The sequence below is a fragment of the Aliihoeflea sp. 40Bstr573 genome (assembly GCF_024105655.1).
In the GTDB taxonomy this organism is placed as follows: domain Bacteria; phylum Pseudomonadota; class Alphaproteobacteria; order Rhizobiales; family Rhizobiaceae; genus Aliihoeflea.
Genome location: NZ_JAAAMH010000004.1, coordinates 53,800 through 77,210, shown reverse-complemented (window position 1 = coordinate 77,210; position 23,411 = coordinate 53,800). Strand labels below are relative to the sequence as shown.

At 65.2% G+C, this 23,411-nt stretch carries 23 protein-coding genes; 13 read left to right on the top strand and 10 right to left on the bottom strand.

Features of this window, described 5'->3' with window-relative positions:
* The first annotated feature begins 59 nt into the window (after nucleotides 1-59).
* From GTK01_RS06970 to GTK01_RS06960, 3 genes are read left to right on the top strand one after another with little or no spacing between them, the layout of a single operon-like run.
* Entirely contained in the window at nucleotides 60-824 is a 765-nt protein-coding gene (locus GTK01_RS06970; protein WP_252925150.1) for a heme ABC transporter permease, read from the top strand.
* Nucleotides 821-979, top strand: coding sequence for a heme exporter protein CcmD (ccmD, locus tag GTK01_RS06965; protein ID WP_252925149.1), 159 nt, complete (start codon nucleotides 821-823; stop codon nucleotides 977-979). Before GTK01_RS06970 ends, ccmD begins: the two co-directional genes overlap by 4 nt.
* The gene (locus GTK01_RS06960; RefSeq protein WP_252925148.1) at nucleotides 976-1,548 is read left to right on the top strand and encodes a DsbE family thiol:disulfide interchange protein; all 573 of its coding nucleotides are present in this window, start codon (nucleotides 976-978) and stop codon (nucleotides 1,546-1,548) included. Before ccmD ends, GTK01_RS06960 begins: the two co-directional genes overlap by 4 nt.
* On the opposite strand, the gene GTK01_RS06955 is transcribed toward GTK01_RS06960, so the two are convergent.
* The 10 genes from GTK01_RS06955 to GTK01_RS06910 form a co-directional block, all read right to left on the bottom strand.
* Nucleotides 1,549-2,427 carry an NAD(P)-dependent oxidoreductase gene (locus GTK01_RS06955; RefSeq protein ID WP_252925147.1) on the bottom strand — a complete coding sequence of 293 codons (879 nt, stop codon included), beginning with the start codon at nucleotides 2,425-2,427 and terminating at the stop codon, nucleotides 1,549-1,551.
* Nucleotides 2,424-3,233 carry a glycosyltransferase gene (locus GTK01_RS06950; protein WP_252925146.1) on the bottom strand — a complete coding sequence of 270 codons (810 nt, stop codon included), beginning with the start codon at nucleotides 3,231-3,233 and terminating at the stop codon, nucleotides 2,424-2,426. The genes GTK01_RS06955 and GTK01_RS06950 overlap by 4 nt, the downstream gene beginning before the upstream one ends.
* Nucleotides 3,230-4,450 (bottom strand): NAD-dependent epimerase/dehydratase family protein, encoded by a 1,221-nt coding sequence (locus GTK01_RS06945; RefSeq protein ID WP_252925145.1) that lies wholly within the window; start codon nucleotides 4,448-4,450, stop codon nucleotides 3,230-3,232. The genes GTK01_RS06950 and GTK01_RS06945 overlap by 4 nt, the downstream gene beginning before the upstream one ends.
* A 57-nt stretch (nucleotides 4,451-4,507) precedes the next feature.
* A complete protein-coding gene (locus GTK01_RS06940) occupies nucleotides 4,508-5,122 on the bottom strand; it encodes a pyridoxamine 5'-phosphate oxidase family protein (protein WP_252925144.1) in 615 nt (204 codons plus the stop codon).
* Between the two features lie 10 nt (nucleotides 5,123-5,132).
* Nucleotides 5,133-5,792 (bottom strand): septation protein A, encoded by a 660-nt coding sequence (locus GTK01_RS06935; RefSeq protein ID WP_252925143.1) that lies wholly within the window; start codon nucleotides 5,790-5,792, stop codon nucleotides 5,133-5,135.
* Between the two features lie 2 nt (nucleotides 5,793-5,794).
* A complete protein-coding gene (gene ftsY, locus GTK01_RS06930) occupies nucleotides 5,795-7,333 on the bottom strand; it encodes a signal recognition particle-docking protein FtsY (protein WP_252925142.1) in 1,539 nt (512 codons plus the stop codon).
* A gap of 9 nt (nucleotides 7,334-7,342) precedes the next feature.
* Nucleotides 7,343-8,632, bottom strand: coding sequence for a tRNA (N(6)-L-threonylcarbamoyladenosine(37)-C(2))-methylthiotransferase MtaB (gene mtaB, locus GTK01_RS06925; RefSeq protein WP_252925141.1), 1,290 nt, complete (start codon nucleotides 8,630-8,632; stop codon nucleotides 7,343-7,345).
* A gap of 196 nt (nucleotides 8,633-8,828) precedes the next feature.
* The gene (gene dapF, locus GTK01_RS06920; protein ID WP_252925140.1) at nucleotides 8,829-9,710 is read right to left on the bottom strand and encodes a diaminopimelate epimerase; all 882 of its coding nucleotides are present in this window, start codon (nucleotides 9,708-9,710) and stop codon (nucleotides 8,829-8,831) included.
* A gap of 49 nt (nucleotides 9,711-9,759) precedes the next feature.
* Entirely contained in the window at nucleotides 9,760-9,933 is a 174-nt protein-coding gene (locus GTK01_RS06915; RefSeq protein ID WP_252925139.1) for a DUF1328 domain-containing protein, read from the bottom strand.
* Between the two features lie 32 nt (nucleotides 9,934-9,965).
* On the bottom strand, nucleotides 9,966-10,994 hold the full coding sequence (locus tag GTK01_RS06910; RefSeq protein WP_371924298.1) for an MBL fold metallo-hydrolase: 1,029 nt from the start codon (nucleotides 10,992-10,994) through the stop codon (nucleotides 9,966-9,968).
* Between the two features lie 275 nt (nucleotides 10,995-11,269).
* Here GTK01_RS06910 and GTK01_RS06905 point away from each other — a divergent pair, with 275 nt between their 5' ends.
* From GTK01_RS06905 to lpdA, 10 genes are all read left to right on the top strand, one after another.
* Entirely contained in the window at nucleotides 11,270-11,848 is a 579-nt protein-coding gene (locus GTK01_RS06905; RefSeq protein WP_252925137.1) for an AprI/Inh family metalloprotease inhibitor, read from the top strand.
* Nucleotides 11,849-11,867: 19 nt separating this feature from the next.
* Complete coding sequence (zapE, locus tag GTK01_RS06900) at nucleotides 11,868-13,022, top strand: cell division protein ZapE (protein ID WP_252925136.1); 1,155 nt, start codon at nucleotides 11,868-11,870, stop codon at nucleotides 13,020-13,022.
* Between the two features lie 195 nt (nucleotides 13,023-13,217).
* The gene (mdh, locus tag GTK01_RS06895) at nucleotides 13,218-14,183 is read left to right on the top strand and encodes a malate dehydrogenase (protein ID WP_024587452.1); all 966 of its coding nucleotides are present in this window, start codon (nucleotides 13,218-13,220) and stop codon (nucleotides 14,181-14,183) included.
* Nucleotides 14,184-14,195: 12 nt separating this feature from the next.
* Nucleotides 14,196-15,392, top strand: coding sequence for an ADP-forming succinate--CoA ligase subunit beta (sucC, locus tag GTK01_RS06890; RefSeq protein WP_252925135.1), 1,197 nt, complete (start codon nucleotides 14,196-14,198; stop codon nucleotides 15,390-15,392).
* A gap of 5 nt (nucleotides 15,393-15,397) precedes the next feature.
* A complete protein-coding gene (gene sucD, locus GTK01_RS06885) occupies nucleotides 15,398-16,300 on the top strand; it encodes a succinate--CoA ligase subunit alpha (RefSeq protein ID WP_252925134.1) in 903 nt (300 codons plus the stop codon).
* Between the two features lie 135 nt (nucleotides 16,301-16,435).
* Complete coding sequence (locus tag GTK01_RS06880; RefSeq protein WP_252925133.1) at nucleotides 16,436-19,423, top strand: 2-oxoglutarate dehydrogenase E1 component; 2,988 nt, start codon at nucleotides 16,436-16,438, stop codon at nucleotides 19,421-19,423.
* Between the two features lie 28 nt (nucleotides 19,424-19,451).
* Entirely contained in the window at nucleotides 19,452-20,678 is a 1,227-nt protein-coding gene (gene odhB / locus GTK01_RS06875) for a 2-oxoglutarate dehydrogenase complex dihydrolipoyllysine-residue succinyltransferase (protein ID WP_252925132.1), read from the top strand.
* A 25-nt stretch (nucleotides 20,679-20,703) separates the two neighbouring features.
* On the top strand, nucleotides 20,704-21,132 hold the full coding sequence (locus GTK01_RS06870) for a VOC family protein (RefSeq protein WP_252925131.1): 429 nt from the start codon (nucleotides 20,704-20,706) through the stop codon (nucleotides 21,130-21,132).
* A complete protein-coding gene (locus tag GTK01_RS06865) occupies nucleotides 21,129-21,875 on the top strand; it encodes an SDR family oxidoreductase (protein ID WP_252925130.1) in 747 nt (248 codons plus the stop codon). Before GTK01_RS06870 ends, GTK01_RS06865 begins: the two co-directional genes overlap by 4 nt.
* Nucleotides 21,876-21,899: 24 nt before the next feature.
* A complete protein-coding gene (gene lpdA / locus GTK01_RS06860) occupies nucleotides 21,900-23,306 on the top strand; it encodes a dihydrolipoyl dehydrogenase (RefSeq protein ID WP_252925129.1) in 1,407 nt (468 codons plus the stop codon).
* Nucleotides 23,307-23,411 lie beyond the last annotated feature (105 nt).

The following is a 23,411-nucleotide window of genomic DNA, read 5'->3' as shown; positions in this document are numbered from 1 at the left end:
CACACGGCCGTGAACATGCGCCGATTGCGCCCTTCCCGCCGCCGGTCTATTTGGAGGCGATGAGCGAGACGAGCGCACCTGCGAGCCTGACAGACTTGGCGAACCCGAGCCGGTTCATCGCCGTCGTCGAGCGCGTGCTGCCATGGGTCTACGGCCTTGCCGCGCTGACGCTCGCAGTCGGCCTCTATATGAGCTTTTCCGCGCCGGAGGACTACCAGCAGGGCATCACGGTCCGGATCATGTACATCCACGTGCCTTTCGCGTGGTTGTCCATGATGTGCTATTCGCTGATGGCCATCTCGGCGCTCGGAACGCTGGTCTGGCGACATCCGCTTGCCGACGTGGCGCTCAAGGCCGCCGCCCCGCTTGGCGCCGCCTTCACGCTTCTGGCGCTCGCCACCGGCTCCATCTGGGGCAAGCCGATGTGGGGCACATGGTGGGTGTGGGATGCGCGGCTGACTTCCGTCTTCGTGCTGTTCCTCATGTATCTGGGCATCATCGCGCTCACCCGCGCGCTCGACGATCCCGGGCGCTCGGCCAGGGCTGCGGCCATCGTCACGCTGGTCGGCTTCGTCAACATCCCGATCATCAAGTTCTCGGTCGACTGGTGGAACACGCTGCACCAGCCCGCCTCGGTCATCCGCCTCGACGGGCCGACGATCCACGCCTCGATGCTGTGGCCGCTGCTCGTCATGGCGGTGGGCTTCACGCTGCTCTTTCTCGCTTTCCACCTGACGGCGATGCGCACTGAAATCTGGCGCCGCCGCGTGGCTGCCATGCGCCGTCTCGCTGCACGCCGCGCCGATGTGGACCTGCGGGCATGAGTCATCTCGCCTATGTCAGTGCCGCCTACGGAGCTGCTATTCTGGTGCTGGCCGGCATCGCGGTCTGGCTCGCCGCCGATCATCGCGCGCGCCGGCGCGAACTCGCCGACCTTGAGGCGCGGGGCGTGCGCCGGCGCTCGCAGGCGCAGTCATGAGCACGCAGACGGCCACGCCGAGGAAGCGCCTGCCCTGGCTGGCGCTCCTGCCGCTCCTGCTCTTCCTCGCGCTGGCGGGCATCTTCCTCTTCCAGCTTCTGTCCGGGCGCGACGCATCCGTCGTTCCCTCGGCGCTGATCGGGGCGCCGGCGCCGCAAACGAACCTGCCGCCGCTGGAGGGTTCGCCTCTGCCCGGCATCGAAAGCGCCGCGTTCGACGGCAATCTCACGCTCGTCAATGTCTGGGCGTCGTGGTGCGCGCCCTGCCGGCAGGAACATCCGCTATTGATGGAACTGTCCAGGGACGAGAACCTTGTCATCGCCGGGCTGAACTACAAGGACCGGGCCGAGCAGGCGCGGGGGTTCCTTTCAGAACTGGGCAATCCCTATGACGCGATCGGCGTCGACGGCTCGGGACGCACCGCCATCGACTGGGGCGTCTATGGCGTACCGGAAACCTTTCTCGTCGGTCCCGATGGCACGATCCTCTACAAGCATGTCGGCCCGTTCACGGTCGAATCGATGCGCGACGGGCTGATGCCGGCGATCGAAAAGGCGCGCGGCAGCTGATCAGCCAAGAAGCGCGCGAACGGTTTGTTCGAGCAAGGGCCGGCCGCCGGGCGTCCAGCCAAGGCTGCGCAACCGGCTGCAGTCCATCGCGTTGATCGCCGCCGCATCCGCCGGCTCCGGCAGCGGATGGGCCGAGCCGGTCGCATCCTGGACGATCGCGAGAAGATCGCGTCGGTCGACCACGAGGTCGGACACGTTGACCAGCGCAGGTGCTGCCCTGCCGAGCGCGATGCAGATGGCGGCGGCGACGTCGTCGCCATGGACCTCGGTACCCGCGCGGGGTTCGATCTTCCTGCCGGCAAGGTAATCGTCGAACAGCCCGGCCCATTTGTGCCGTCGACCGGGACCGGCAGGGCCGTAGACACCGGTGACGCGCAGGACGACCGGCGTGAATTCGGCGTCCGCCATTGCGGCCAGCGCCTCTTCGGCCTCGAGCTTCACCCGTCCGTAGAGCGTGTCCGGCCTGGCGGCCATGTCCTCGGTCAGCAACGTGGCTCGTGTTCTCGGGCCATAGACGGCGCGCGTGGAAAGGAACGCCGCGCGCGCCACGCCGGCTTGTTTCGCCGCCGCAAAGAGCGCGATCGAGCCGTCTCGGTTGCGTCGGACGAAGCCGTCCGGGTCGTTGCCCTCGCCGCCCCGATACCTTCCCGGCAGATGGTCGAAGGCCGCATGGACGACAGCATCGAAGCCGGCGAGCCGGGCCGGCGAAAACGCGCCGGGTTCGAGGTTGCCGGTGATGAAGCCAACGGGCTTCGAGAAAAAGCCGGGCGGCGGCGCGCTGCGGCCGAAGACCGTCACCTCTTCGCCGTCGGCCAGGAACCGCTCGACGATGAACCGGCCGACATATCCCGAACCGCCCGTAACAAGGATGCGGCTCATGGCGACGGATTGGCCAGCGCGTCGATGTCCGGAATGTTCTCGCCGGTCAGGTAGGCGCGCCACAGATCGATCAGCGGGCGCAGCCTGTCGGCTTTCGGATGGTCTGCTTCCCATGGCTTTTCATACTGGAAATGGATCACGCGGACGGACTTCCAGTCCCACAGCGCCGGCAGGGCAAACCAGACATATTGCAGCATGTTGTCGAACACTGGCAGACCGTGCCAGTCGGGAAAGAATTCCTGCAGGAAGGTCTGGTCGGTGCGCGGCCAGTGCGCGCCGGGCGCATCGAGGCGCGCGGTCATCGCTTCGAATGTCGCGCGCGACGGCTTTGCCACGAAGACGCCGGAGTTCATCCGGTGAAAATCGGCAAGGCTCTCATAGACGTTCGGAGCAGCGGAGAATTCGGGATAGGAGAAGAGCCTGTCGATGTTGCGGATCACGATCGCATCGGCATCAATGAAGACGATGCGCTCGTATTCCTCCATTTCCCACAGCCGCAGCTTGGCGAAATTGTCGAGCGGCGTGTGGAAGTCGGGCTTGCGGCCTTTCGTGAAGGGTCTGTCCGCATGGATGCGGGCGCGGGAATGGCGTTCGTTGAACGCGTCGGAAGTGGGCAGGAGTTCGGCCGGACAAAGTTTCGCGCCAAGCGCCACGAGGGGCGCGAGCATGGCCGCCTCGACGCCGCCGGTGTGCATGACGACGATGTCGGCCTGCGTCCCGGTCAGTTTCAAAGAGCGGACGAGGGCCGTCGCGCCGAGCACGTAGTCGGAATTGGTGACGAGAGTGGCGTAGGCCCGAGCGTTCACGAAACGCTCTTCAGCGCCTTGCCTTCCGGGTCGCGGTCGAGTGTCGGGGCGATGTCTTTGGTCCAGGCCGAAATGGCGGGGATGCGGGAGCGGTCGACGCGGTAGGCGTATTTCTTCGCGACGTCCACGACCTCCGACAGGAGCCCTTCGGCGAGCCGGATCGGGTCGAGGCCGAGCGCCATGAACTGCTCGTTGCGAACGACGAGATCGTTTTCGGCCGCTTCCTTGCGCGGGTTGGGAAGATAGGCGACCTTGGCGCCGGCGATCTTCGCCACCAGTTCGGCAAGATCGCGCACGCGGTGCGTCTCGGTCATCTGGTTGAAGATCTTCACGCGGTCGCCGCGCTTCGGCGCATTCTTCAGCGCGATCTCGATGCAGCGCACCGAATCCTGGATGTGGATGAAGGCGCGGGTCTGGCCGCCCGTGCCGTGGACCGTCAGCGGGTAGCCGATCGCGGCCTGGATCAGGAAGCGGTTCAGCACCGTGCCGTAATCGCCGTCATAGTCGAAGCGGTTGACGAGCTGCTCGTGCCGCCGCGTCTGGTCGGTGTGCGTGCCCCAGACGATGCCCTGATGCAGGTCGGTGATCCGCACCCCGTCGTTCTTGGCGTAGAACTGGAAGAGCAACTGATCGAGGCACTTGGTCATGTGGTAGATCGAGCCGGGATTGGCCGGATAGAGGATATCCTGCTTCACCGTCTCGCCCGCCATCGTGTCGATGCCGACGGGCAGGTAGCCCTCGGGGATCGCCGCTCCGACGGTCGAATAACCGTAGACGCCCATGGTGCCCAGATGCACCAGATGCGCGTCGAGGCCGATCTCGACCATCGCGTTCAAGAGATTGTGGGTCGCGTTGACGTTGTTGTTGACCGTGTAGTTCTTGTGCCGGTCCGACTTCATCGAATAGGGCGCGGCGCGCTGTTCGGCGAAGTGGATGATGGCGTCGGGGCGCTCGCTTGCGAGCCAGTTCTTCAGGATCTCGTAGTCGCGGGCGAGGTCGATCAGGTGGAAATGGATGCGCCGGCCGGTCTCCTGATACCAGATGCGCGTGCGCTCTTGGATCGAATCCATCGGCGTCAGCGACTGGACGCCGAGCTCGGTGTCGATCCAGCGGCGCGACAGGTTGTCGAGGATGTGGATTTCGTGGCCGGCATTCGACAGGTGCAGGCTCGTCGGCCAGCCCACGAAACCGTCACCACCCAGAACCGCAATCTTCATCGAATTCCACTCCTTCAGTCGTCCAGTCGAATGTCGCCGGCAGATGTGACGCGGATATTACCAGAGCGACTTTTTGTAGGCGTCGTCCAGATCGCGATCGATGTCCGACGCGGCGACGGACAGCGCGAGCTGGTCGCGCAGCATTTCGCCGAGCGTCGGCATCTCGGCGCGGGCGGGCCAGGTCTGCGGCTTCCACAGCGCGGAACGCATGAACGCCTTGGCGCAATGCATGTAGGAAGCGCGAATTTCGACCACGAGCGCGCTGATCGCCGGTCTGCCGTCGACGCCAAGGCGGTTGCAAAGCTCGGCGTCGGCCGTGATGCGGCCGATGCCGTTGACGCGCAGCGTTTCGTTCATGCCGGGAATGAGGAAGAGGAGGCCGACCGCCGGGTTGGCGACGATGTTTTCCCAGGTGTCGAGCCGATTGTTGCCCGGCCGGTCGGGGATCGCCAGCGTGCGGTCGTCAAGGATCGCGACGAAGCCGGGCCGGTCGCCCTTGGGCGTCACGTCAGCGTTGCCGGCGCCGTCCGAAGAGCCGATCATGACGAAGGGAGAGCGTTCCACGAAGCGTCGCGCATGGGCGTCGAGCGCAGGCAGTTCCTTGCGGACGGCGCCGTCGCCTGGCAGCTTGTAGTGCGCGCGCAGGCCTTCGCGGCTGGTGATATATTCCATGTCGGAGACCCTATTCGGCAGGCTGGCTCTTGTCGCGCTCGGGTAGCGAATGGCGCATGATCAGCGGCATCTGGGAGAGCGTGAAGGCGATGGTGACCGGCATCGTTCCCCAGACCTTGAAGGCGACCCAGAAATCGGTCGAGAAATTGCGCCAGACGACCTCGTTGAGGATCGCGAGGAAGACGAAGAACAGGCCCCAGCGCAAGGTCAGTTTGCGCCAGCCCTCGGCGTCGAGCCTGAAGGCGGCCTCGAAGACGTAGCCGAGCAGCGACTTGCCGAACATCAGCCCGCCGAGAAGCACCGCGGCGAAAAGGCCGTTGACGATGGTCGGCTTCATCTTGATGAAGATTTCGTCCTGCAGATAGAGCGTCAGCGCGCCGAACACCAGGACGACGACGCCCGAGACGAGCGGCATCATCGGCAAGGTGCGCGTCAGCGCCCAGGAAACGGCGAGCGCGACGGCGGTCGCGACCATGAACAGGAAAGTGGCGAGAAAGATCGGGTCGCCGATCGAGCCCAGCGCCGGAAAGGTGTCGATCAGCCATTCGCCGCGCAGATTGGCGAAGAAGAAGACGAGCAGCGGCCCGAGCTCGAGTGCGAACTTCAAAAGCGGATTGATCTCGCCCTTCTTCGGGTCGCCCGGCTCGCGTTCGATGATGCGTTCGCTCATGCTCAATTCACTCCAGCGATCGCTCGGGCGAAATCGCGTGCTTCGAAGGGTTCAAGATCGTCGACGCCTTCGCCGACGCCGATGAAATAGACAGGCAGGCGATATTTGGCGGCGATTGCGACCAAAATACCGCCGCGCGCGGTGCCGTCGAGCTTGGTCATGACGATGCCGTTGACGCCGGCCACGTTGCGGAAGATCTCGACCTGGCTCATCGCGTTCTGGCCGGTCGTGGCATCGACGGTCTGAAGCACGGTGTGAGGCGCTTCCGCGTCGTGCTTGCCGAGGACGCGGACGATCTTTTCGAGCTCGGCCATCAGCTCCGCCTTGTTCTGCAGCCGGCCGGCGGTGTCGATGATCAGAACGTCGGAGCCGTTCGCCTTGGCCGTCTCGAAGGCGTCCCAGGCAAGGCCTGCCGCATCGGCTCCGAGCTTGGAGGCGACGACTTCGGAGCCGGTGCGCTCGCCCCAGATCTTGAGCTGCTCGATGGCGGCCGCGCGGAACGTGTCGCCTGCCCCAAGCGTCACCTTCAGCCCGCCCGCGACGAGCTTGGCGGCAAGCTTGCCGATTGTCGTCGTCTTGCCGGTGCCGTTGACGCCGACGACGAGAATGACGTGCGGCTTGTGCGACAAATCCAGCTCGAGCGGCTTTGCGACGGGGCCGAGCACCTTCTCGACCTCGCTCGCCATGACCGCGCGCACGTCGGCGTCCGAGACGTCGCGGCCGAAGCGGCCTTCGCTCAAGGTATCGGTAATGCGGATCGCGGTTTCCATGCCGAGATCGGCGCGCAGGAGCACGTCTTCAAGATCCTGCAGCGTGTCCTCGTCCAGCTTGCGCTTGGTGAAAACGCCCGAAATGTTGGTCGACAGCTCGCGCGATGAACGCGACAGGCCGTCGCGCAGCCGATCGAACCATGGGCGCTGGACGGCAGGCGCGGCAGTCTGCGCTACGGCGGGGCCGCGCTCCACGGTCTTCGACACGCGCACCAGCGCGGACGGGTCGGTCTCGGTCTCGACCGTGCGCTTCAGGAATTCGGGAACGGCCGGCGCGTCGGCCTGCGGCGGTGGCGGCGGAGCCGGGGTTGGCTGGGGCGTCACCTCAGGCAGCGGCGCAGCCGGCGTCTCGACGGGCGCGGGCGGGACTTCCGCTGGCGGTTCAGGCACTTCGGCCGGCGGCAGCGGAACCTCGGCCGGCGCGGGCTCCGGCGTCGGTTCCTCGACCGGGACTGGGTCGACCGGCACTTCCGACGGCGGGGCAACGGGTTCCGGCTCGCGCGGAAGGGCGACCGGCCCGGGCTCGGGAATTTCGCGCGGTTCGGGGGCTTGGGTCGGCGTCTCGATCGGCACTTCGGGGACGGGCTGCGGCGCAGGCGGGACGGGCGCCGGCTCGGGCTCTTCCGCGCGCTGGCGCAGGAAGTCCGGCAGGGCCGGGGCATCGACGGCGGGGCCGGCCGTCGTCGAGGCAATCTCCTCGCGCGGCGTCTCCTCGGCTACGGCTTCGTCCTTGCGGCCGAAGGAGAACATCTTCTTGAAGAAACCGGCCATCGAATGTCCTTAGGCGGCGCGCCTGGCGCGCGTCATTGCAGTCAGCCGCTCGCCGTCATCGCCGGTCACGACCACTTCCACGATCTCGCCCGGCGCGCCGGCATCGATGGCGGCCATGGTGAAGCCTTCGGTGCGGCCGATCCCGTCGCGCTCGACGAGGACACGCTGGCTCGTGCCGGCCAGCTTTGCCAGATGGCCGCGATAGGCGGCGTCGCCCACGGCGCGCAGCCGCGCGGCGCGGTCCTTGACGATTTCGCGCCGGACCTGCGGCATCCGCGCGGCGGGCGTGCCCTCGCGGGGAGAAAACGGAAAGACGTGCAGATGCGTCAGACCGCATTCGTCGACGATCTTCAGGGAGTTCTCGAACATCTCTTCGGTCTCGGTCGGGAAACCGGCGATGATGTCGGCGCCAAAGACCATGTCGGGGCGAAGCTTGCGAACGTCCTGGCAAAAGCGGATCGAATCGTCGCGCAGGTGCCGGCGCTTCATGCGCTTCAGGATCATGTCGTCGCCGGCCTGCAGCGACAGGTGCAGATGGGGCATCAGCCGCACCTCGGTCGCGATCGCCTCCATGAGCTCCGGGTCGGCTTCGATGGAATCGATCGAGGAGAGCCGCAAACGGGCAAGATCCGGGATCTGCCGCAGGATCGTGCGTACGAGCTTTCCAAGACGCGGGCTGCCTGGAAGGTCCGCGCCATAGCTGGTCATGTCGACACCGGTCAGCACGACCTCGGCATAGCCATTCCCGACGAGGCGCTTGACCTGCTCGACCACCGCACCCATCGGCACAGAGCGCGAATTGCCGCGACCGTAAGGGATGATGCAGAAGGTGCAGCGGTGGTCGCAGCCGTTCTGCACCTGCACGAAGGCGCGGGCGCGGCCCTCGATGGCGTCGACCATGTGGCCGGCGGTCTCGGTCACCGACATGATGTCGTTGACGCGCGCCTTCTCGAACTGGTTGACGCCGAAATCGGGCAGGGCGCGGTAGTTGTGGCTCTTGAGCTTCTCGTCATTGCCAAGGACGAGATCGACCTCGCCCATTTCAACGAACGTGCCGGGCTCGGTCTGCGCGGCGCAGCCGGTCACGATGATGCGCGCCTGCGGGTTTTCGCGCCGCGCCTTGCGGATTGCCTGCCGTGCCTGGCGCACGGCTTCGGATGTCACGGCACAGGTGTTGAAGACGATGGCGCCGCCGTCAAGTTCGCCGAGGCCAGCCTCGGTCGCCTCGCGGCGCATCACCTCGGATTCGTAGGTGTTCATGCGGCACCCGAAGGTGACGATGTCGAGGCCCTTGGTCATGGCGAGATGCTGTGAGCGGCAGCCGCCCACGCCCTACGATCGTACCCCCACCCTTTATCCCTCCCCACAAGGGGGAGGGAGTCGTCCACGTAGCGCTTGATGCTTGATGCGTCATCGCAATGGGATGCACGGCGACCACGTCCCCCTTCCCATTGTGGGGAGGGATAGAGGGTGGGGGTCAATTCAGAAAAACCCCTCATGCCGCGCTCGTCTCGTCTCGGCTCCAGGCGCCCGTCTCCGGGTCGAATATGCCGGAAAATTCCCATTCGGCCGGGCCGGTCATGACGACGTGGTCGTCGTCGCGCCATTCGATCAGCAGCGGTCCGCCGGGAACCGTCACTGTGACGACGCGGTCGGTGCGGCGCGTGCGGGCGGCGGAGACGGCGGCGGCGCAGGCGGCGGAACCGCAGGCGCGCGTCAGGCCCGCGCCGCGCTCCCATGTGCGGATCGTCATCGCGCCGCGGGCGGTCACCTGCGCAATCGTGATGTTGGCGCGCTCGGGAAAGATCGGATGGTTTTCCAGAAGTGGCCCGAAGCGTTCCAGATCGTACGACCAGACGTCGTTCTCGACCCAGAAGATCGCGTGCGGATTGCCCATCGAGGCAACGGAAGGCGAATGCAGGACCGGCGCATCGATTGGGCCGATCTGCAGTTCGATCATGCGCGTGTCGCGGAATTCCTCGGACAGGGGGATGTCCTGCCAGCCGAATTTGGGCACGCCCATGTCGACGGAGATCAGCCCGTCCTCATGCTCCTTCGCGGTCAGGATGCCGGCGATCGTCTCGAAGGTGAAGACGCGCTGCCCGGTCTCGGCGGCCAATGCCTGCACCACGCAGCGCATGCCGTTGCCGCAGGCCTGCGCCATCGAGCCGTCGGAATTGATGATCTCGACATAGTTCGCGGTGCCGGGCGTGCGCGCATCGTGGATCGCCATGATCTGGTCGAAGCGCGTGGCTGGATCGGCGTTAAGCGCGATTGCGGCGGCCGGCGTCACGCGCCCCGTGCGCCCGCGCATGTCGGCAACGACGATTTCGTTACCAAGCCCGTTCATCTTCGCAAAAGGCGCCAGATTGCTCATGCGCCGCTATATGGCGGAAACGGCACGCAATTACCAGTGTCGGCGCCGGTCAGAGCTGGATGGAATCCGCCCAGCCGAAGACCAGAAGCAGGATGACGAAGAGCGCGATGGCGAGCGCTGCGATGGCAAATGCGATGCGGCTCGCCACCCGCGAGACGCTGCGCATGCCCACCGCGCCGGCGATGATCGCGATTGCGACGAAGAAGATGAACCAGCCGAACATTCAAAGCCCCCTTTGAAATTGCCCGACCGACTTTAAGCGATTCCTGATGGAATGTCCCACGCTTCGCCAGGCTGGAGCGGGCGGAACCGCTCCCGCGCGATGCCGGCCGTATCGAGCGCGGCGAAAAGCAGGTCGCGCGGCTCCTCGATCGCCTCGTTGGTGAGCTGGAACGTGCCCCAGTGATGGCCGAGTGCGAAGTCGGCATTGGCGAGTTTCATGCCCGCCACCGCCTCGTTCGGGTCCTGGTGCTGAGCGGCCATGAACCAGCGCGGATCGTAGGCGCCGACGGGCAGGATGGCGAGGCGGAAGCCGCCATGCTTTTCGGCGACCGCGCGATAGTTGATGCCCGAATGAAAGCCGGTATCGCCGATATGGTAGATCTTGCCGGCCGGCGTTTCGAGAACGAAGGAGGCCCACAAGGCCATGCGCCGGTCGCGCATGCCGCGTGCCGACCAGTGATGCGCCGGCTCGCAATGGATCGTCAGCGGGCCGAACTCGACCGCGTCGCCCCAGTCCTGCACGTGGAGGCGCATGTCCGGAATGTCCGTCCGGACGATGACGTCATTGCCGAGCGGCGTGACCACCAGCGGATCGTGCTCCCGCTTCAGGCGCGAGAGCGTCAAAAGGTCGAGATGGTCGTAGTGGTTGTGCGTCAGGAGCACGAGGTCGATCTTCGGCAAGGCCTCGAAGACGATGCCAGGGGCATTGACGCGCGCGGGGCCTGCAAACTGAAAGGGCGAAGCGCGGGTCGAGAAGACCGGATCGGTCAGAATGTTGAGCCCGCCGACCTGGATCAGCATCGTCGCATGGCCGACCATCGTCACGCGCATCGCTTCGCCGCCGACCGACGCATCGGGCATCGCGCCGGCGAACGGGCTTGGAAATTCGGACGGCCAGCGGGCTTTGGTCTCGCCGAACTGCCAGCGCAAGAGGTCGGAAAAGCCGCGCGGTTCCTCGCCGCCCGGATTGAAGAACACCCGCCCGTCGAAATGATCGCTGGCGGGCCCGCTGTAGTAACGGTTGCCGCCCTGCGCCTTCGCGATCCCCATGCCGCCGGCCATTGCCGCCAGCCCACCCAGTCCCAGCCATGTCAGCATGCGTCGCCTGTTCATCTTCATGGCGCGAAACTAGCCGAAGGTTCGTCATGCGCAAATGACATAAGCGTGGGTTTAAGCCCATGAGACTGTTGAATTTCAGCAACAGCACATCGTAAATTAACCTTGTTGCATCAATATGACCCGACCGTCGCCACAGTTGCGCGCGAATGGGCGCATCGAGGGACGCACATATAGGAACCTGCGGAGTGACCGGGCGTTGCTTCGACGGAGGTGGATCAATGACTCTGACTAAAAGCACGCTACTCATCGCAGTTTCCGCTCTGGCCGTCACCGGCTGCACGAGCGATCGGTTCTCGCGCGTCGACACCCGCCCGGCGGTGGTCGCAACCGCGCCGGCGCCGATCACGGCCGCCCCGGCCGGTCAGGTTTCCTCGAGCCAGTTGCCGCCCCCCACCCAGCCCGGCGTCACCAATCCCGGCCCGATCCAGCCCGGCATGACGCAGGGGGCCTTCCCCGCAGCTCCCGGTTCCGAAACTGGCGGAACGCAGGTCGCCTCGCTTCCCGCCACGGGCGGCGCCCCCGTTTCGGCCGGCGGTGTCGCCGGTGTGTGGAACGCCTCGGTCGCCGGACAGTCCTGCCGCATCGCCACGCCGCAGACGCGCTTTGGCGAAGGCTTCCGCGCAGGCCCGCTGCGCTGCCCGGCCCCGCTCGACGGCGTGCGCTCGTGGAACGTGTCGGGCTCCACGCTAACGCTTTACGATGCCAATGGAGGCGCGCTGGCCAATCTGTCGTCCGCCGGCAGCGGATCGTTCAACGGTCAGACCACGACGGGTCAGCCGCTGTCGCTTACGCGCTAGAAGCCGGACGCCTTGCCCGATGTCGCATGAAGGTCTGCCCGAATTCCGCTCGGTCCGGGACGCTTATCTCGATCGGGTGGAGAATGGCGCCTTGTCGCGCGACGAGCGTCAGCTTGCGTTGGCAGATCGTTTCGACCGGCTGACGGCCGAAATCCGCACCAAGCGGCTCGCCGCCAAGTCGAGTGCGCTCGGCTGGCTCTTCGGCAAGCGCCGCGAGGCGCGCGAGCTGGTCAAGGGTCTGTATCTTTACGGAGGTGTCGGGCGCGGCAAGACCATGCTGATGGATCTCTTCTTCGAGCTCCTGCCCGTCAGGCGCAAGCGGCGCGCGCATTTCAACGACTTCATGGCCGACGTGCATGATCGCATCGGCCGACATCGCGAGGCATTGAAGCGCGGCGAGACGAAGGAGACGGACCCCATTCCGGTGGTCGCCGCCGCGCTCGCGTCCGAGGCATGGGTGCTGTGCTTCGACGAGTTCACCGTCACCGACATTGCCGATGCGATGATCCTGTCGCGACTGTTCACGGCGCTGTTCGAGCTTGGCGTGGTGCTCGTCGCAACCTCTAATGTCGCGCCCGACGATCTTTATCGCGACGGCCTCAATCGCGGCCTCTTCCTGCCTTTCGTGGCGGTGCTCAAAAGGCACTGCGATATCCTGCCCCTCGATGGGGCGACCGATTACCGGCTGGAAAGGCTCGGCCGTATCCCGGTCTACATCACCCCCTGCACCGGCGAGGGCGAGCGCCTGATGGAAGAGGCCTGGGAGGCCGCGAGTTCGGGCCACCAGACCCAGCCGCGGACAATCCGCGTGAAGGGCCGCGAAATTGCGATCCCAAAGGCAAACGGCCGTGCGGCACGGTTCAGCTTCGCCGATCTGTGCTCCCAGCCGCTCGGCGCGCGTGACTATCTTGCCATCGCAACCGAATTCGACACGATCCTCGTCGACTGCGTTCCGGCCATGGACATGGACCGGCGCAACGAAGCAAAGCGCTTCATCCTGTTCGTCGATACGCTCTATGACCGCAAGACGCGGCTCATCCTTTCGGCCGAAGTCCCGCCGCAGGAGCTTTACCATGCGCGCAGCGGCACGGAGGCGTTCGAATTCGACCGCACCGTCTCGCGTCTGATCGAGATGCAGAGCTCCGAGTGGGCTTCTGCAGCGGATGCCGCGTGATAATTCTTACGTTTACGTAAGTCCGGGATGATCTAACCGATTGAAAGATATGGCGGTCAAAGAATCGGTTGAATTTTCAGGCCGATCGGTCTATGCGACGCCCACTCCCGGGCGACCTCCCGTGCCCGCGTTCAATGGTTGAAAACGCATCTTCGGCCCCGCGCCGTCGCAAACCAATCCAGGGGATTTCCATACATGGCTCGCAACAAGATTGCCCTCATCGGCTCCGGCATGATCGGCGGCACGCTCGCCCACATGATCGGCCTCAAGGAACTCGGCGACGTGGTCCTGTTCGACATTTCCGAGGGCGTCCCGCAGGGCAAGGGGCTCGACATCGCGCAGTCCTCGCCGGTCGACGGCTTCGATGCGAGCTTCACCGGCGCGAACGACTATTCGGCGATCGAGGGCGCTGACGTTTGCATCGTCACCGCCGGCGTGCCGCGCAAGCCGGGAATGAGCCGCGACGATCTCCTCGGCATCAACCTCAAGGTGATGGAGCAGGTCGGCGCGGGGATCAAGAAGTATGCCCCGAACGCCTTCGTCATCTGCATCACCAACCCGCTCGATGCGATGGTCTGGGCGCTGCAGAAGTTTTCCGGCCTGCCGAAGAGCCATGTCGTCGGCATGGCCGGCGTGCTGGATTCGGCCCGCTTCCGCTACTTCCTCGCCGACGAGTTCAAGGTTTCGGTCGAGGACGTCACCGCCTTCGTGCTCGGCGGCCATGGCGACACGATGGTGCCGTTGACCCGCTACTCGACGGTCGCCGGCATCCCGCTGCCCGACCTCGTCAAGATGGGCTGGACCACCCAAGACAAGCTCGACAAGATCGTCCAGCGCACCCGCGACGGCGGTGCGGAGATCGTCGGCCTCCTGAAGACCGGTTCGGCCTATTACGCGCCAGCCTCCTCGGCGATCCAGATGGCCGAGGCCTATCTCAAGGACAAGAAGCGCGTCCTGCCCTGCGCGGCCCATCTTTCGGGCCAGTACGGCGTCAAGGACATGTATGTCGGCGTGCCGACCGTGATCGGCGCCGGTGGCATCGAGCGCGTCATCGAGATCGACCTGAACAAGGCCGAGCAGAAAATGTTCGAAAAGTCCGTGGAATCGGTGAAGGGCCTTTGCGACGCCTGCTCCGAAATCGCGCCCGCACTGAAGCAGTAAGGATTTCCCGGCATGAATATCCATGAATACCAGGCCAAGCAGGTCCTGAAGTCGTTCGGCGCGCCCGTCGCCGAAGGCGTTCCCCTGATGGAGGCTTCCGAAGCGGAAGCGGCGGCGAAGTCGCTGCCCGGCCCGCTTTACGTGGTGAAGAGCCAGATCCACGCCGGCGGACGCGGCAAGGGCAAGTTCAAGGAACTGGGCGCGGACGCCAAGGGCGGCGTGCGCCTTGCCAAGTCCGTCGAAGAGGTCGTCTCCCACACCAACGAAATGCTGGGCAACACGCTCGTCACCAAGCAGACGGGCGAGGCCGGCAAGCAGGTCAACCGGCTCTATATCGAAGACGGCGCCGACATCGCCCGCGAGCTTTATCTCTCGATCCTCGTCGACCGCTCGGTCGGCCGCGTCGCCTTCGTCGTCTCGACGGAAGGCGGCATGGACATCGAGGCTGTGGCCGAAGAAACGCCGGAGAAGATCATCACCGTCGCCATCGACCCCGAAAAGGGCGTCACGGCGGACGACGTGAAGAAGCTGAACGCGGCGCTGGAACTTGACGGCGATGCGGCGAAGGACGGCGAGACGCTGTTCCCGATCCTCTACAAGGCCTTCACCGAAAAGGACATGGCGCTCCTCGAGGTCAATCCGCTGATCGTGATGGAAAACGGGCGCCTGCGCGTGCTCGACGCCAAGGTCTCGTTCGACAACAACGCGCTCTTCCGCCAGGCCGACATCGTCGAACTGCGCGACACGAGCGAAGAGGATGCAAAGGAAATCGAGGCGTCGAAATACGACCTCGCCTATGTCGCGCTCGACGGCAATATCGGCTGCATGGTCAACGGCGCCGGCCTTGCCATGGCGACTATGGACATCATCAAGCTTTATGGAGCCGAGCCCGCCAACTTCCTCGACGTGGGCGGCGGCGCTTCCAAGGAGAAGGTGACGGCAGCCTTCAAGATCATCACGGCCGATCCGGCGGTGAAGGGCATTCTCGTCAACATCTTCGGCGGCATCATGAAGTGCGACGTCATCGCCGAAGGCGTGATCGCGGCCGTTAAGGAAGTCGGGCTCAAGGTGCCGCTCGTCGTGCGCCTCGAGGGCACCAATGTCGAGCTCGGCAAGAAGATCATCAACGAAAGCGGCCTCAACGTCATCTCCGCCGACGATCTCGACGACGCGGCGCAGAAGATCGTCAATGCAGTGAAGGGGGCCTGAGCCTGATGTCCATCCTCGTCAATAAAGACACCAAGGTTCTCGTCCAGGGCCTCACCGGCAAGACCGGCACGTTCCACACCGAACAGGCGCTCGCCTATCACGGCACGCAGATGGTCGGCGGCATCCACCCGAAGAAGGGCGGCGAGACGTGGACCGGATCGAAGGGCGAAAGCCTGCCGATCTTCGCGACCGTCGCCGAGGGCAAGGAACGGACCGGCGCAGACGCGTCCGTCATCTACGTCCCGCCGGCAGGCGCGGCCGACGCGATCCTCGAGGCCATCGAAGCCGAGATCGGCCTGATCGTGTGCATCACCGAGGGCATTCCGGTCATGGACATGGTGAAGGTCAAGGCCCGCCTCGACCGCTCGTCCTCGCGCCTGATCGGCCCGAACTGTCCCGGCGTGCTGACGCCCGACGAGTGCAAGATCGGCATCATGCCGGGCAACATCTTCAAGAAGGGCTCGGTCGGTGTTGTCTCGCGCTCCGGCACGCTTACCTACGAGGCGGTGTTCCAGACCACCAATGCCGGTCTCGGCCAGACGACGGCCGTCGGCATCGGCGGCGATCCGGTCAAGGGCACCGAGTTCATCGACGTGCTCGAAATGTTCCTCGCCGACGACGAGACCACGTCGATCATCATGATCGGCGAGATCGGCGGCTCGGCCGAGGAAGACGCGGCGCAGTTCCTGCGCGACGAAGCCAAGCGCGGACGAAAGAAGCCGATGGCCGGCTTCATTGCCGGACGCACGGCGCCGGAAGGCCGCACCATGGGCCATGCCGGCGCGGTCATCTCGGGCGGCAAGGGCGGCGCGGAAGACAAGATCGCGGCAATGGAGGCAGCGGGCATCCGTGTGTCGCCCTCGCCGGCGCGTCTCGGCACGACGCTTGTCGAAGCCCTCAAGGGCTAAGGAAAGGCAGTATGTGATCGGGGCAGCGGGGCTTAGGGAAAATCGCGGCATGTTCTTGCCCTGATCCCCTGCTCACCTGCTGCCCTGATCCCCTCACACCAGGAGACGGAGCGCGGCGCTCCGAAAGTGAAGAAAATGGCACGTCAGGACCAGGCCAACGACCGGGCATCGCTCACCTCGTTCCTCTATGGCGGCAATGCCGCCTATATCGACGAGCTCTATGCGTCGTGGCAGGACGATCCCAATTCGGTCGAGCCGGAATGGCGGGAGTTCTTTGCCGAACTGAAGGACGACGCCGAGTCCGTCAAGAAGAGCGCCGCAGGCGCTTCCTGGAAGAAGAAGAACTGGCCCGTTGCTGCCAATGGCGAGCTCGTCTCGGCGCTCGACGGAAACTGGGGCTCGCTCGAACAGCATTTCGACAAGAAGTTCAAGGCAAGGGCGGCCGACGGCACCTCTGCGCTCTCGCCCGCCCAGGTCATGCAGGCGACGCGCGATTCCGTTCGCGCCATCATGATGATCCGGGCCTTCCGCATGCGCGGCCATCTGCACGCCAATCTCGATCCGCTCGGCATCGCCGAGGCCAAGGAAGACTATAACGAGCTGTCTCCGGAGAATTACGGCTTCACGGAAGCCGACTATGACCGGCCGATCTTCATCGACCACGTTCTGGGGCTCGAATTCGCAACCATTCGCGAGATGGTCGAGATCCTGAAGCGGACCTATTGCTCCACGCTCGGCGTCGAGTTCATGCACATCTCCAATCCCGAGGAGAAGGCCTGGATTCAAGAGCGTATCGAGGGGCCGGACAAGGGCATCGAATTCACCGCCAACGGCAAGAAGGCGATCCTCTCCAAGCTGATCGAGGCCGAGGGTTTCGAGCAGTTCATCGACGTCAAGTACAAGGGCACCAAGCGCTTCGGCCTCGATGGCGGCGAAGCGCTGATCCCGGCGCTCGAGCAGATCGTCAAGCGCGGCGGCGCCATGGGTCTGAAGGAGATCGTGCTCGGCATGGCCCATCGCGGCCGCCTCAACGTGCTTTCCCAAGTGATGCAGAAGCCGCATCGCGCGATCTTCCACGAGTTCAAGGGCGGCTCCTTCGCGCCCGACGACGTCGAGGGCTCGGGCGACGTGAAGTACCATCTGGGCGCCTCCTCGGACCGCGAGTTCGATGGCAACAAGGTGCACCTGTCGCTGACGGCCAACCCGTCGCACCTCGAGATCGTCAATCCCGTCGTCATGGGCAAGGCGCGCGCCAAGCAGGACCAGATCTTCGGCCGCACGCGCGAGGAAATCGTGCCGAGCGAGGAGCGCGCCAAGGTGTTGCCGCTGCTGCTCCACGGCGATGCGGCCTTCGCGGGTCAGGGCGTCGTCGCCGAATGTCTCGGCCTTTCGGGCCTCAAGGGGCATCGCGTCGCGGGCACGCTGCATTTCATCATCAACAACCAGATCGGGTTCACCACCAATCCGCGCTTCTCGCGCTCCTCGCCCTATCCGTCGGACGTGGCGAAGATGATCGAGGCGCCGATCTTCCACGTGAACGGCGACGATCCGGAAGCCGTCGTCTACGCGGCCAAGGTCGCGATGGAATATCGGATGACGTTCCACAAGCCGGCCGTTGTGGACATGTTCTGCTACCGCCGCTTCGGCCATAACGAGGGCGACGAGCCGGCGTTCACGCAGCCGATCATGTACAAGTCGATCCGACAGCACCGGACGACCGTGCAGCTCTATTCGGAAAAGCTGATCGCCGAGGGCGTCGTCTCGGAAGGCGAGGTCGAGAAGATGCGGGCCGACTGGCGCGCCCATCTCGAACAGGAGTGGGAGTCGGGCCAGGCCTACAAGCCGAACAAGGCCGACTGGCTCGATGGCGCCTGGACTGGCCTGCGCACGGCAGACACCCAGGACGAGATGCGCCGCGGCAAGACCGCGATGCCCGTCAAGTCGCTGAAGGAACTCGGCAAGAAGCTGACCGAGGTGCCGAAGGATTTCGAGGCCCACAAGACGATCCAGCGCTTCCTCGATAATCGCCGCAAGATGATCGACACGGGCGAGGGCATCGACTGGTCGACCGCCGAGGCGCTGGCCTTCGGTGCGATCCTGATGGATGGCAATCCGATCCGCCTGTCGGGGCAGGATTCGGAGCGCGGCACGTTCTCCCAGCGCCATTCGGTCCTCTACGACCAGCGCGACGAGGGCCGCTACATTCCGCTCAACAATCTGGGACCCCAGCAGGCCAATTACGAAGTCATCAATTCGATGCTGTCGGAAGAGGCGGTGCTCGGCTTCGAATACGGGTTCAGCCTCGCCGAGCCGCGCGCGCTGACACTGTGGGAAGCCCAGTTCGGCGATTTCGCCAACGGCGCGCAGGTCGTGTTCGACCAGTTCGTGAGCAGCGGCGAACGCAAGTGGCTGCGCATGTCGGGCCTCGTGTGCCTCCTGCCGCACGGCTATGAAGGCCAGGGCCCGGAGCATTCCTCGGCGCGCCTCGAACGCTTCCTGCAGATGTGCGCGGAAGACAACATGCAGGTCGCCAACGTCACCACGCCGGCGAACTACTTCCACATCCTACGCCGCCAGTTGAAGCGCGACTTCCGCAAGCCGCTGATCCTGATGACGCCGAAGTCGCTGCTGCGCCACAAGCGTGCCGTGTCGACGCTGGCGGAAATGTCGGGCGAAAGCTCCTTCCACCGTCTGCTTTGGGACGACGCGCAGTATCTTGGCGACCAGCCGATCAAGCTCGTCAAGGATTCCAAGATCCGCCGCGTCGTCATATGCTCGGGCAAGGTCTATTACGACCTCTACGAAGAGCGCGAGAAGCGCGGCATCGACGACGTCTATCTGCTGCGCGTGGAACAGCTCTACCCGTTCCCGGCCAAGGCGCTGATCAACGAGCTTTCGCGCTTCCGCAACGCCGAGATGGTGTGGTGCCAGGAAGAGCCGAAGAACATGGGCGCCTGGGCTTTCATCGATCCCTATCTGGAGTGGGTGCTGCAGCATATCGACGCCAAGCACCAGCGCGTGCGCTATACCGGCCGACCGGCTGCGGCATCGCCGGCCACCGGCCTGATGTCCAAGCATCTCGCACAGCTCGAAGCGTTCCTCGAAGACGCGCTCGGCGAATAGAAACGAACAAAGGCAAGGCAACCAAACGATGGCCACCGAAATCCGCGTCCCGACCCTGGGCGAATCCGTCTCTGAGGCAACCATCGGCAAGTGGTTCAAGAAGGCTGGCGACACAATTGCCGCCGATGAGCCGATCGTCGAACTCGAAACCGACAAGGTAACCGTCGAGGTGCCTGCGCCCGCCGCCGGCACGCTTTCCGAGATCACCGTCCAGGAAGGCGAAACGGTCGAGGTCGGCGCGCTTTTGGGCATGATCGCTGCCGGTTCGGGCGCCGCTGCTGCATCGAAGAAGGAAGAAGCGCCGAAGGCGGAAGCCAAGCCTGCGCCGGCCAAGGAAGATAAGGCCGCCGCTCCGGCCAAGTCCGGCGACATGCCGGCTCCCCCCTCTGCTGCCAAGCTGATGGCCGAAAAGAACGTCTCAGCCGACCAGGTTTCGGGTTCGGGCAAGCGCGGACAGGTCCTGAAGGGCGACGTGCTCGACGCGATCGCGAAAGGCCCGGCCGCGAAGGCTGAGGCCCCGCAGGCCGCGCGTGCACCGTCCTCCGGCGACGATGCGGGCCGCGAGGAGCGCGTGAAGATGACGCGCCTGCGCCAGACCATCGCGCGCCGCCTGAAGGACGCGCAGGACACCGCCGCCATGCTCACCACCTTTAACGAGGTGGACATGAAGCCGGTCATGGACCTGCGCTCCAAGTACAAGGACCTGTTCGAGAAGAAGCACGGCGTCAAGCTCGGCTTCATGGGCTTCTTCACCAAGGCGGTGACCCATGCGCTGCAGGAAATCCCGGCGGTCAACGCCGAGATCGACGGCACCGACATCATCTACAAGAACTTCGCCCATATCGGCGTGGCCGTCGGCACCGACAAGGGTCTCGTCGTCCCGGTCGTGCGCGACGCGGACCAGATGTCGATCGCCGAGATCGAGAAGGAAATCGGCCGCCTCGGCCTTGCCGCGCGCGATGGCAAGCTCGGCATGGCCGACATGCAGGGCGGCACCTTCACCATCTCGAATGGCGGCGTCTACGGCTCGCTGATGTCGACACCGATCCTCAACGCGCCGCAGTCGGGCATTCTCGGCATGCACAAGATCCAGGAGCGCCCGGTCGTCGTCGGCGGCCAGATCGTGATCCGCCCGATGATGTATCTCGCGCTCTCCTACGATCACCGCATCGTCGACGGCAAGGAGGCGGTCACCTTCCTCGTGCGCGTCAAGGAGACGCTGGAAGACCCCGAGCGCCTCGTCCTCGACTTGTAAGGACAGGTCTGCGAGGCTTTGAGCGATGGCCTACGATCCCGACATTCCGCCGATCCAGGTTCACCTGTGCGTCAAGGGCGGGAAGGCGGCCGTCGCCTGGTACGAGACCGCCTTCGAGGCGGTCGAGACCTATGAGCAGATGGCCGAGGACGGTGAGCGCATCCTGCACGCCAACCTCGCGCTGTTCGGCTCCGAGGTCATGCTGCACGACGAGTTTCCCGAATTCGGCGGCGACGTCGCCGGGCCGGATACGCGCGGGGGCGCAAGCATGACGATATCGATCAACCTGTCGACGCCGGACAAGGTCGACGCCGCCTTCGCCAGGGCCGTGGATGCCGGCGCGCATGTCGTGATGAAGCCGGCCGACGCCTTCTGGGGCGCGCGCTACGCCAAATTGCGCGACCCGTTCGGCCATGTCTGGGCGTTCAACGCGCCGCTCGGAAGCGTGCGATGACCCGAGGCGTCCTCGTCATAACCGGCGCATCGCGCGGCATCGGCGCAGCGACCGCCAGACTCGCCGGCGCGGCGGGCTATGACGTCCTCGTCAACTTTGTCTCCAACGCGGATGCCGCCACATCCGTCGTCGCCGCCATCGAAGCGGCCGGCGGCAGCGCCTTTTCGGTTCAGGCCGACGCCTCGAGCAAGGCCGGGATCGCGGCGATCTTCGCCGCCGCCGATGCGCGCGGCACTCTCGCCGGCCTCGTCAACAATGCCGGCGTGGTGGATGCCAGGTCGCGCGTCGACGAAATGGATGAAGCGCGGCTGACGCGCATGATGGGCACCAACATCGTCGGCCCGATGCTCTGCGCGGGTGAGGCCGTGCGCCGTCTTTCGACACTCCACGGCGGTGCGGGCGGGGCGATCGTCAACGTCTCGTCGGTCGCCGCCAGGCTCGGCAGCCCGGCCGAATATGTCGACTACGCAGCCTCCAAGGCCGCGATCGACACGTTCACGCTCGGTCTTGCCCGCGAAGTCGCAACCGAGGGCATTCGCGTCAACGCGGTGCGGCCGGGCATCATCGACACCGAAATCCATGCCTCGGGCGGCCAGCCCGACCGCGTCCAGCGGGTCAGGGGCATGGTTCCCATGCTGCGCGAGGGCAAGGCCGACGAGGTGGCGCGCGCCATTCTCTGGCTGTTGTCCGACGAGGCATCCTACACGACAGGCGCGCTGCTCGACGTCGGCGGCGGGCGCTAACATATCATCAGGAAGGACGGATCAATGAGCTATGATGTTGTGGTGATCGGCGCAGGGCCGGGCGGCTATGTATGCGCCATCAAGGCGGCGCAGCTCGGCCTCAAGGTCGGGCTCGTCGAAAAGCGCGCCACGCCCGGCGGCACCTGCATCAATATCGGCTGCATTCCTTCGAAGGCGCTGCTGCACGCTTCCGAAAAGTTCGCCGAGGCCGGCCATTCCTTTGCCGCGCTCGGCATCGATGTCGGCAAGCCGAAGCTCGATCTCGACAAGATGCTCGGCCACCGGCAGGCGACCGTCGACGCCAACGTCAAGGGCCTCGAATTTCTCATCAAGAAGAACAAGATCGACTGGCTGCGCGGCACCGGCAAGGTGCTGGGCGAGGGCAAGCTTTCCGTCACCGGAGACGACGGCGCGGAAAAGGAGATCGAGGCAAAGAACATCGTCATCGCCACCGGCTCCGACATTGCCGGCATTCCCGGCGTCGACGTGAAGTTTGACGAGAAGATCATCGTCTCGTCCACCGGCGCGCTCGCGCTCGAGAAGGTGCCCGGTTCGCTCGTGGTCGTCGGCGGAGGCGTTATCGGCCTCGAACTCGGTTCGGTCTGGTCACGTCTCGGCGCCAAGGTCACCGTGGTCGAATATCTCGACACGATCCTCGGCGGCATGGACGGCGAGGTCGCCAAGCAGTTCCAGAAGCTCCTCGCCAAGCAGGGCCTCGAATTCAAGCTCGGTGCCAAGGTCACGGGCGTGGAGAAGGGGGGCGACGGCGCGAAGGTCACCTTCGAACCGGTGAAGGGCGGCGATGCCGAGACGCTCGACGCCGACGTGGTTCTGGTCGCCACCGGCCGCCGTCCCTATGTCGACGGGCTCGGGCTCGAGGCTGCCGGCGTGACGCTCGACGAGCGCGGCCGCGTCGCGGTGGACGATCATTTCCGCACGTCGATCCCCGGCATCTATGCCATCGGCGACGTCGTTCGTGGCCCGATGCTTGCCCACAAGGGCGAGGACGAGGGCGTGGCGGTCGCCGAGATCATCGCCGGCCAGGCCGGACACGTGAACTACGACGTCATTCCCAGCGTCGTCTACACCAGCCCGGAAGTCGCCTCGGTCGGCAAGACCGAGGAAGAGCTGAAGAAGGCCGGCATCGCCTACAAGGCCGGCAAGTTCCCGTTCTCCGCCAATGGCCGCGCGCGTGCCATGCAGCAGACGGACGGCTTCGTGAAGGTTCTCGCGGACGAGGCGAGCGATCGCGTGCTCGGCGTCCACATCGTCGGCTTCGGCGCCGGCGAGATGATTCACGAGGCGGCGGTGCTGATGGAGTTCGGCGGCTCTTCGGAAGACCTCGCCCGCACCTGCCACGCGCATCCGACCATGTCGGAAGCCGTCAAGGAAGCCGCGCTCGCGACCTTCTTCAAGCCGATCCATATGTAGGCGGAGGCTTCGCCGCGCTTTTCTTAAGACCCCCACCCTGTATCCCTCCCCCTTGTGGGGAGGGAAGGCATCCACGCGGTAACCTGCCTTTCCACGGGGAGCTTC

Coding starts and splice junctions, on each gene's coding strand:
- GTK01_RS06970 (WP_252925150.1), top strand. CDS start 60: ATGAGCGAGACGAGCGCACCTGCGAGCCTGACAGACTTGGCGAACCCG.
- ccmD (WP_252925149.1), top strand. CDS start 821: ATGAGTCATCTCGCCTATGTCAGTGCCGCCTACGGAGCTGCTATTCTG.
- GTK01_RS06960 (WP_252925148.1), top strand. CDS start 976: ATGAGCACGCAGACGGCCACGCCGAGGAAGCGCCTGCCCTGGCTGGCG.
- GTK01_RS06955 (WP_252925147.1), bottom strand. CDS start 2,427: ATGAGCCGCATCCTTGTTACGGGCGGTTCGGGATATGTCGGCCGGTTC.
- GTK01_RS06945 (WP_252925145.1), bottom strand. CDS start 4,450: ATGAAGATTGCGGTTCTGGGTGGTGACGGTTTCGTGGGCTGGCCGACG.
- GTK01_RS06940 (WP_252925144.1), bottom strand. CDS start 5,122: ATGGAATATATCACCAGCCGCGAAGGCCTGCGCGCGCACTACAAGCTG.
- GTK01_RS06935 (WP_252925143.1), bottom strand. CDS start 5,792: ATGAGCGAACGCATCATCGAACGCGAGCCGGGCGACCCGAAGAAGGGC.
- ftsY (WP_252925142.1), bottom strand. CDS start 7,333: ATGGCCGGTTTCTTCAAGAAGATGTTCTCCTTCGGCCGCAAGGACGAA.
- mtaB (WP_252925141.1), bottom strand. CDS start 8,632: ATGACCAAGGGCCTCGACATCGTCACCTTCGGGTGCCGCATGAACACC.
- dapF (WP_252925140.1), bottom strand. CDS start 9,710: ATGAGCAATCTGGCGCCTTTTGCGAAGATGAACGGGCTTGGTAACGAA.
- GTK01_RS06915 (WP_252925139.1), bottom strand. CDS start 9,933: ATGTTCGGCTGGTTCATCTTCTTCGTCGCAATCGCGATCATCGCCGGC.
- GTK01_RS06910 (WP_371924298.1), bottom strand. CDS start 10,994: ATGGCCGGCGGCATGGGGATCGCGAAGGCGCAGGGCGGCAACCGTTAC.
- GTK01_RS06905 (WP_252925137.1), top strand. CDS start 11,270: ATGACTCTGACTAAAAGCACGCTACTCATCGCAGTTTCCGCTCTGGCC.
- zapE (WP_252925136.1), top strand. CDS start 11,868: ATGTCGCATGAAGGTCTGCCCGAATTCCGCTCGGTCCGGGACGCTTAT.
- mdh (WP_024587452.1), top strand. CDS start 13,218: ATGGCTCGCAACAAGATTGCCCTCATCGGCTCCGGCATGATCGGCGGC.
- sucC (WP_252925135.1), top strand. CDS start 14,196: ATGAATATCCATGAATACCAGGCCAAGCAGGTCCTGAAGTCGTTCGGC.
- sucD (WP_252925134.1), top strand. CDS start 15,398: ATGTCCATCCTCGTCAATAAAGACACCAAGGTTCTCGTCCAGGGCCTC.
- GTK01_RS06880 (WP_252925133.1), top strand. CDS start 16,436: ATGGCACGTCAGGACCAGGCCAACGACCGGGCATCGCTCACCTCGTTC.
- odhB (WP_252925132.1), top strand. CDS start 19,452: ATGGCCACCGAAATCCGCGTCCCGACCCTGGGCGAATCCGTCTCTGAG.
- GTK01_RS06870 (WP_252925131.1), top strand. CDS start 20,704: ATGGCCTACGATCCCGACATTCCGCCGATCCAGGTTCACCTGTGCGTC.
- GTK01_RS06865 (WP_252925130.1), top strand. CDS start 21,129: ATGACCCGAGGCGTCCTCGTCATAACCGGCGCATCGCGCGGCATCGGC.
- lpdA (WP_252925129.1), top strand. CDS start 21,900: ATGAGCTATGATGTTGTGGTGATCGGCGCAGGGCCGGGCGGCTATGTA.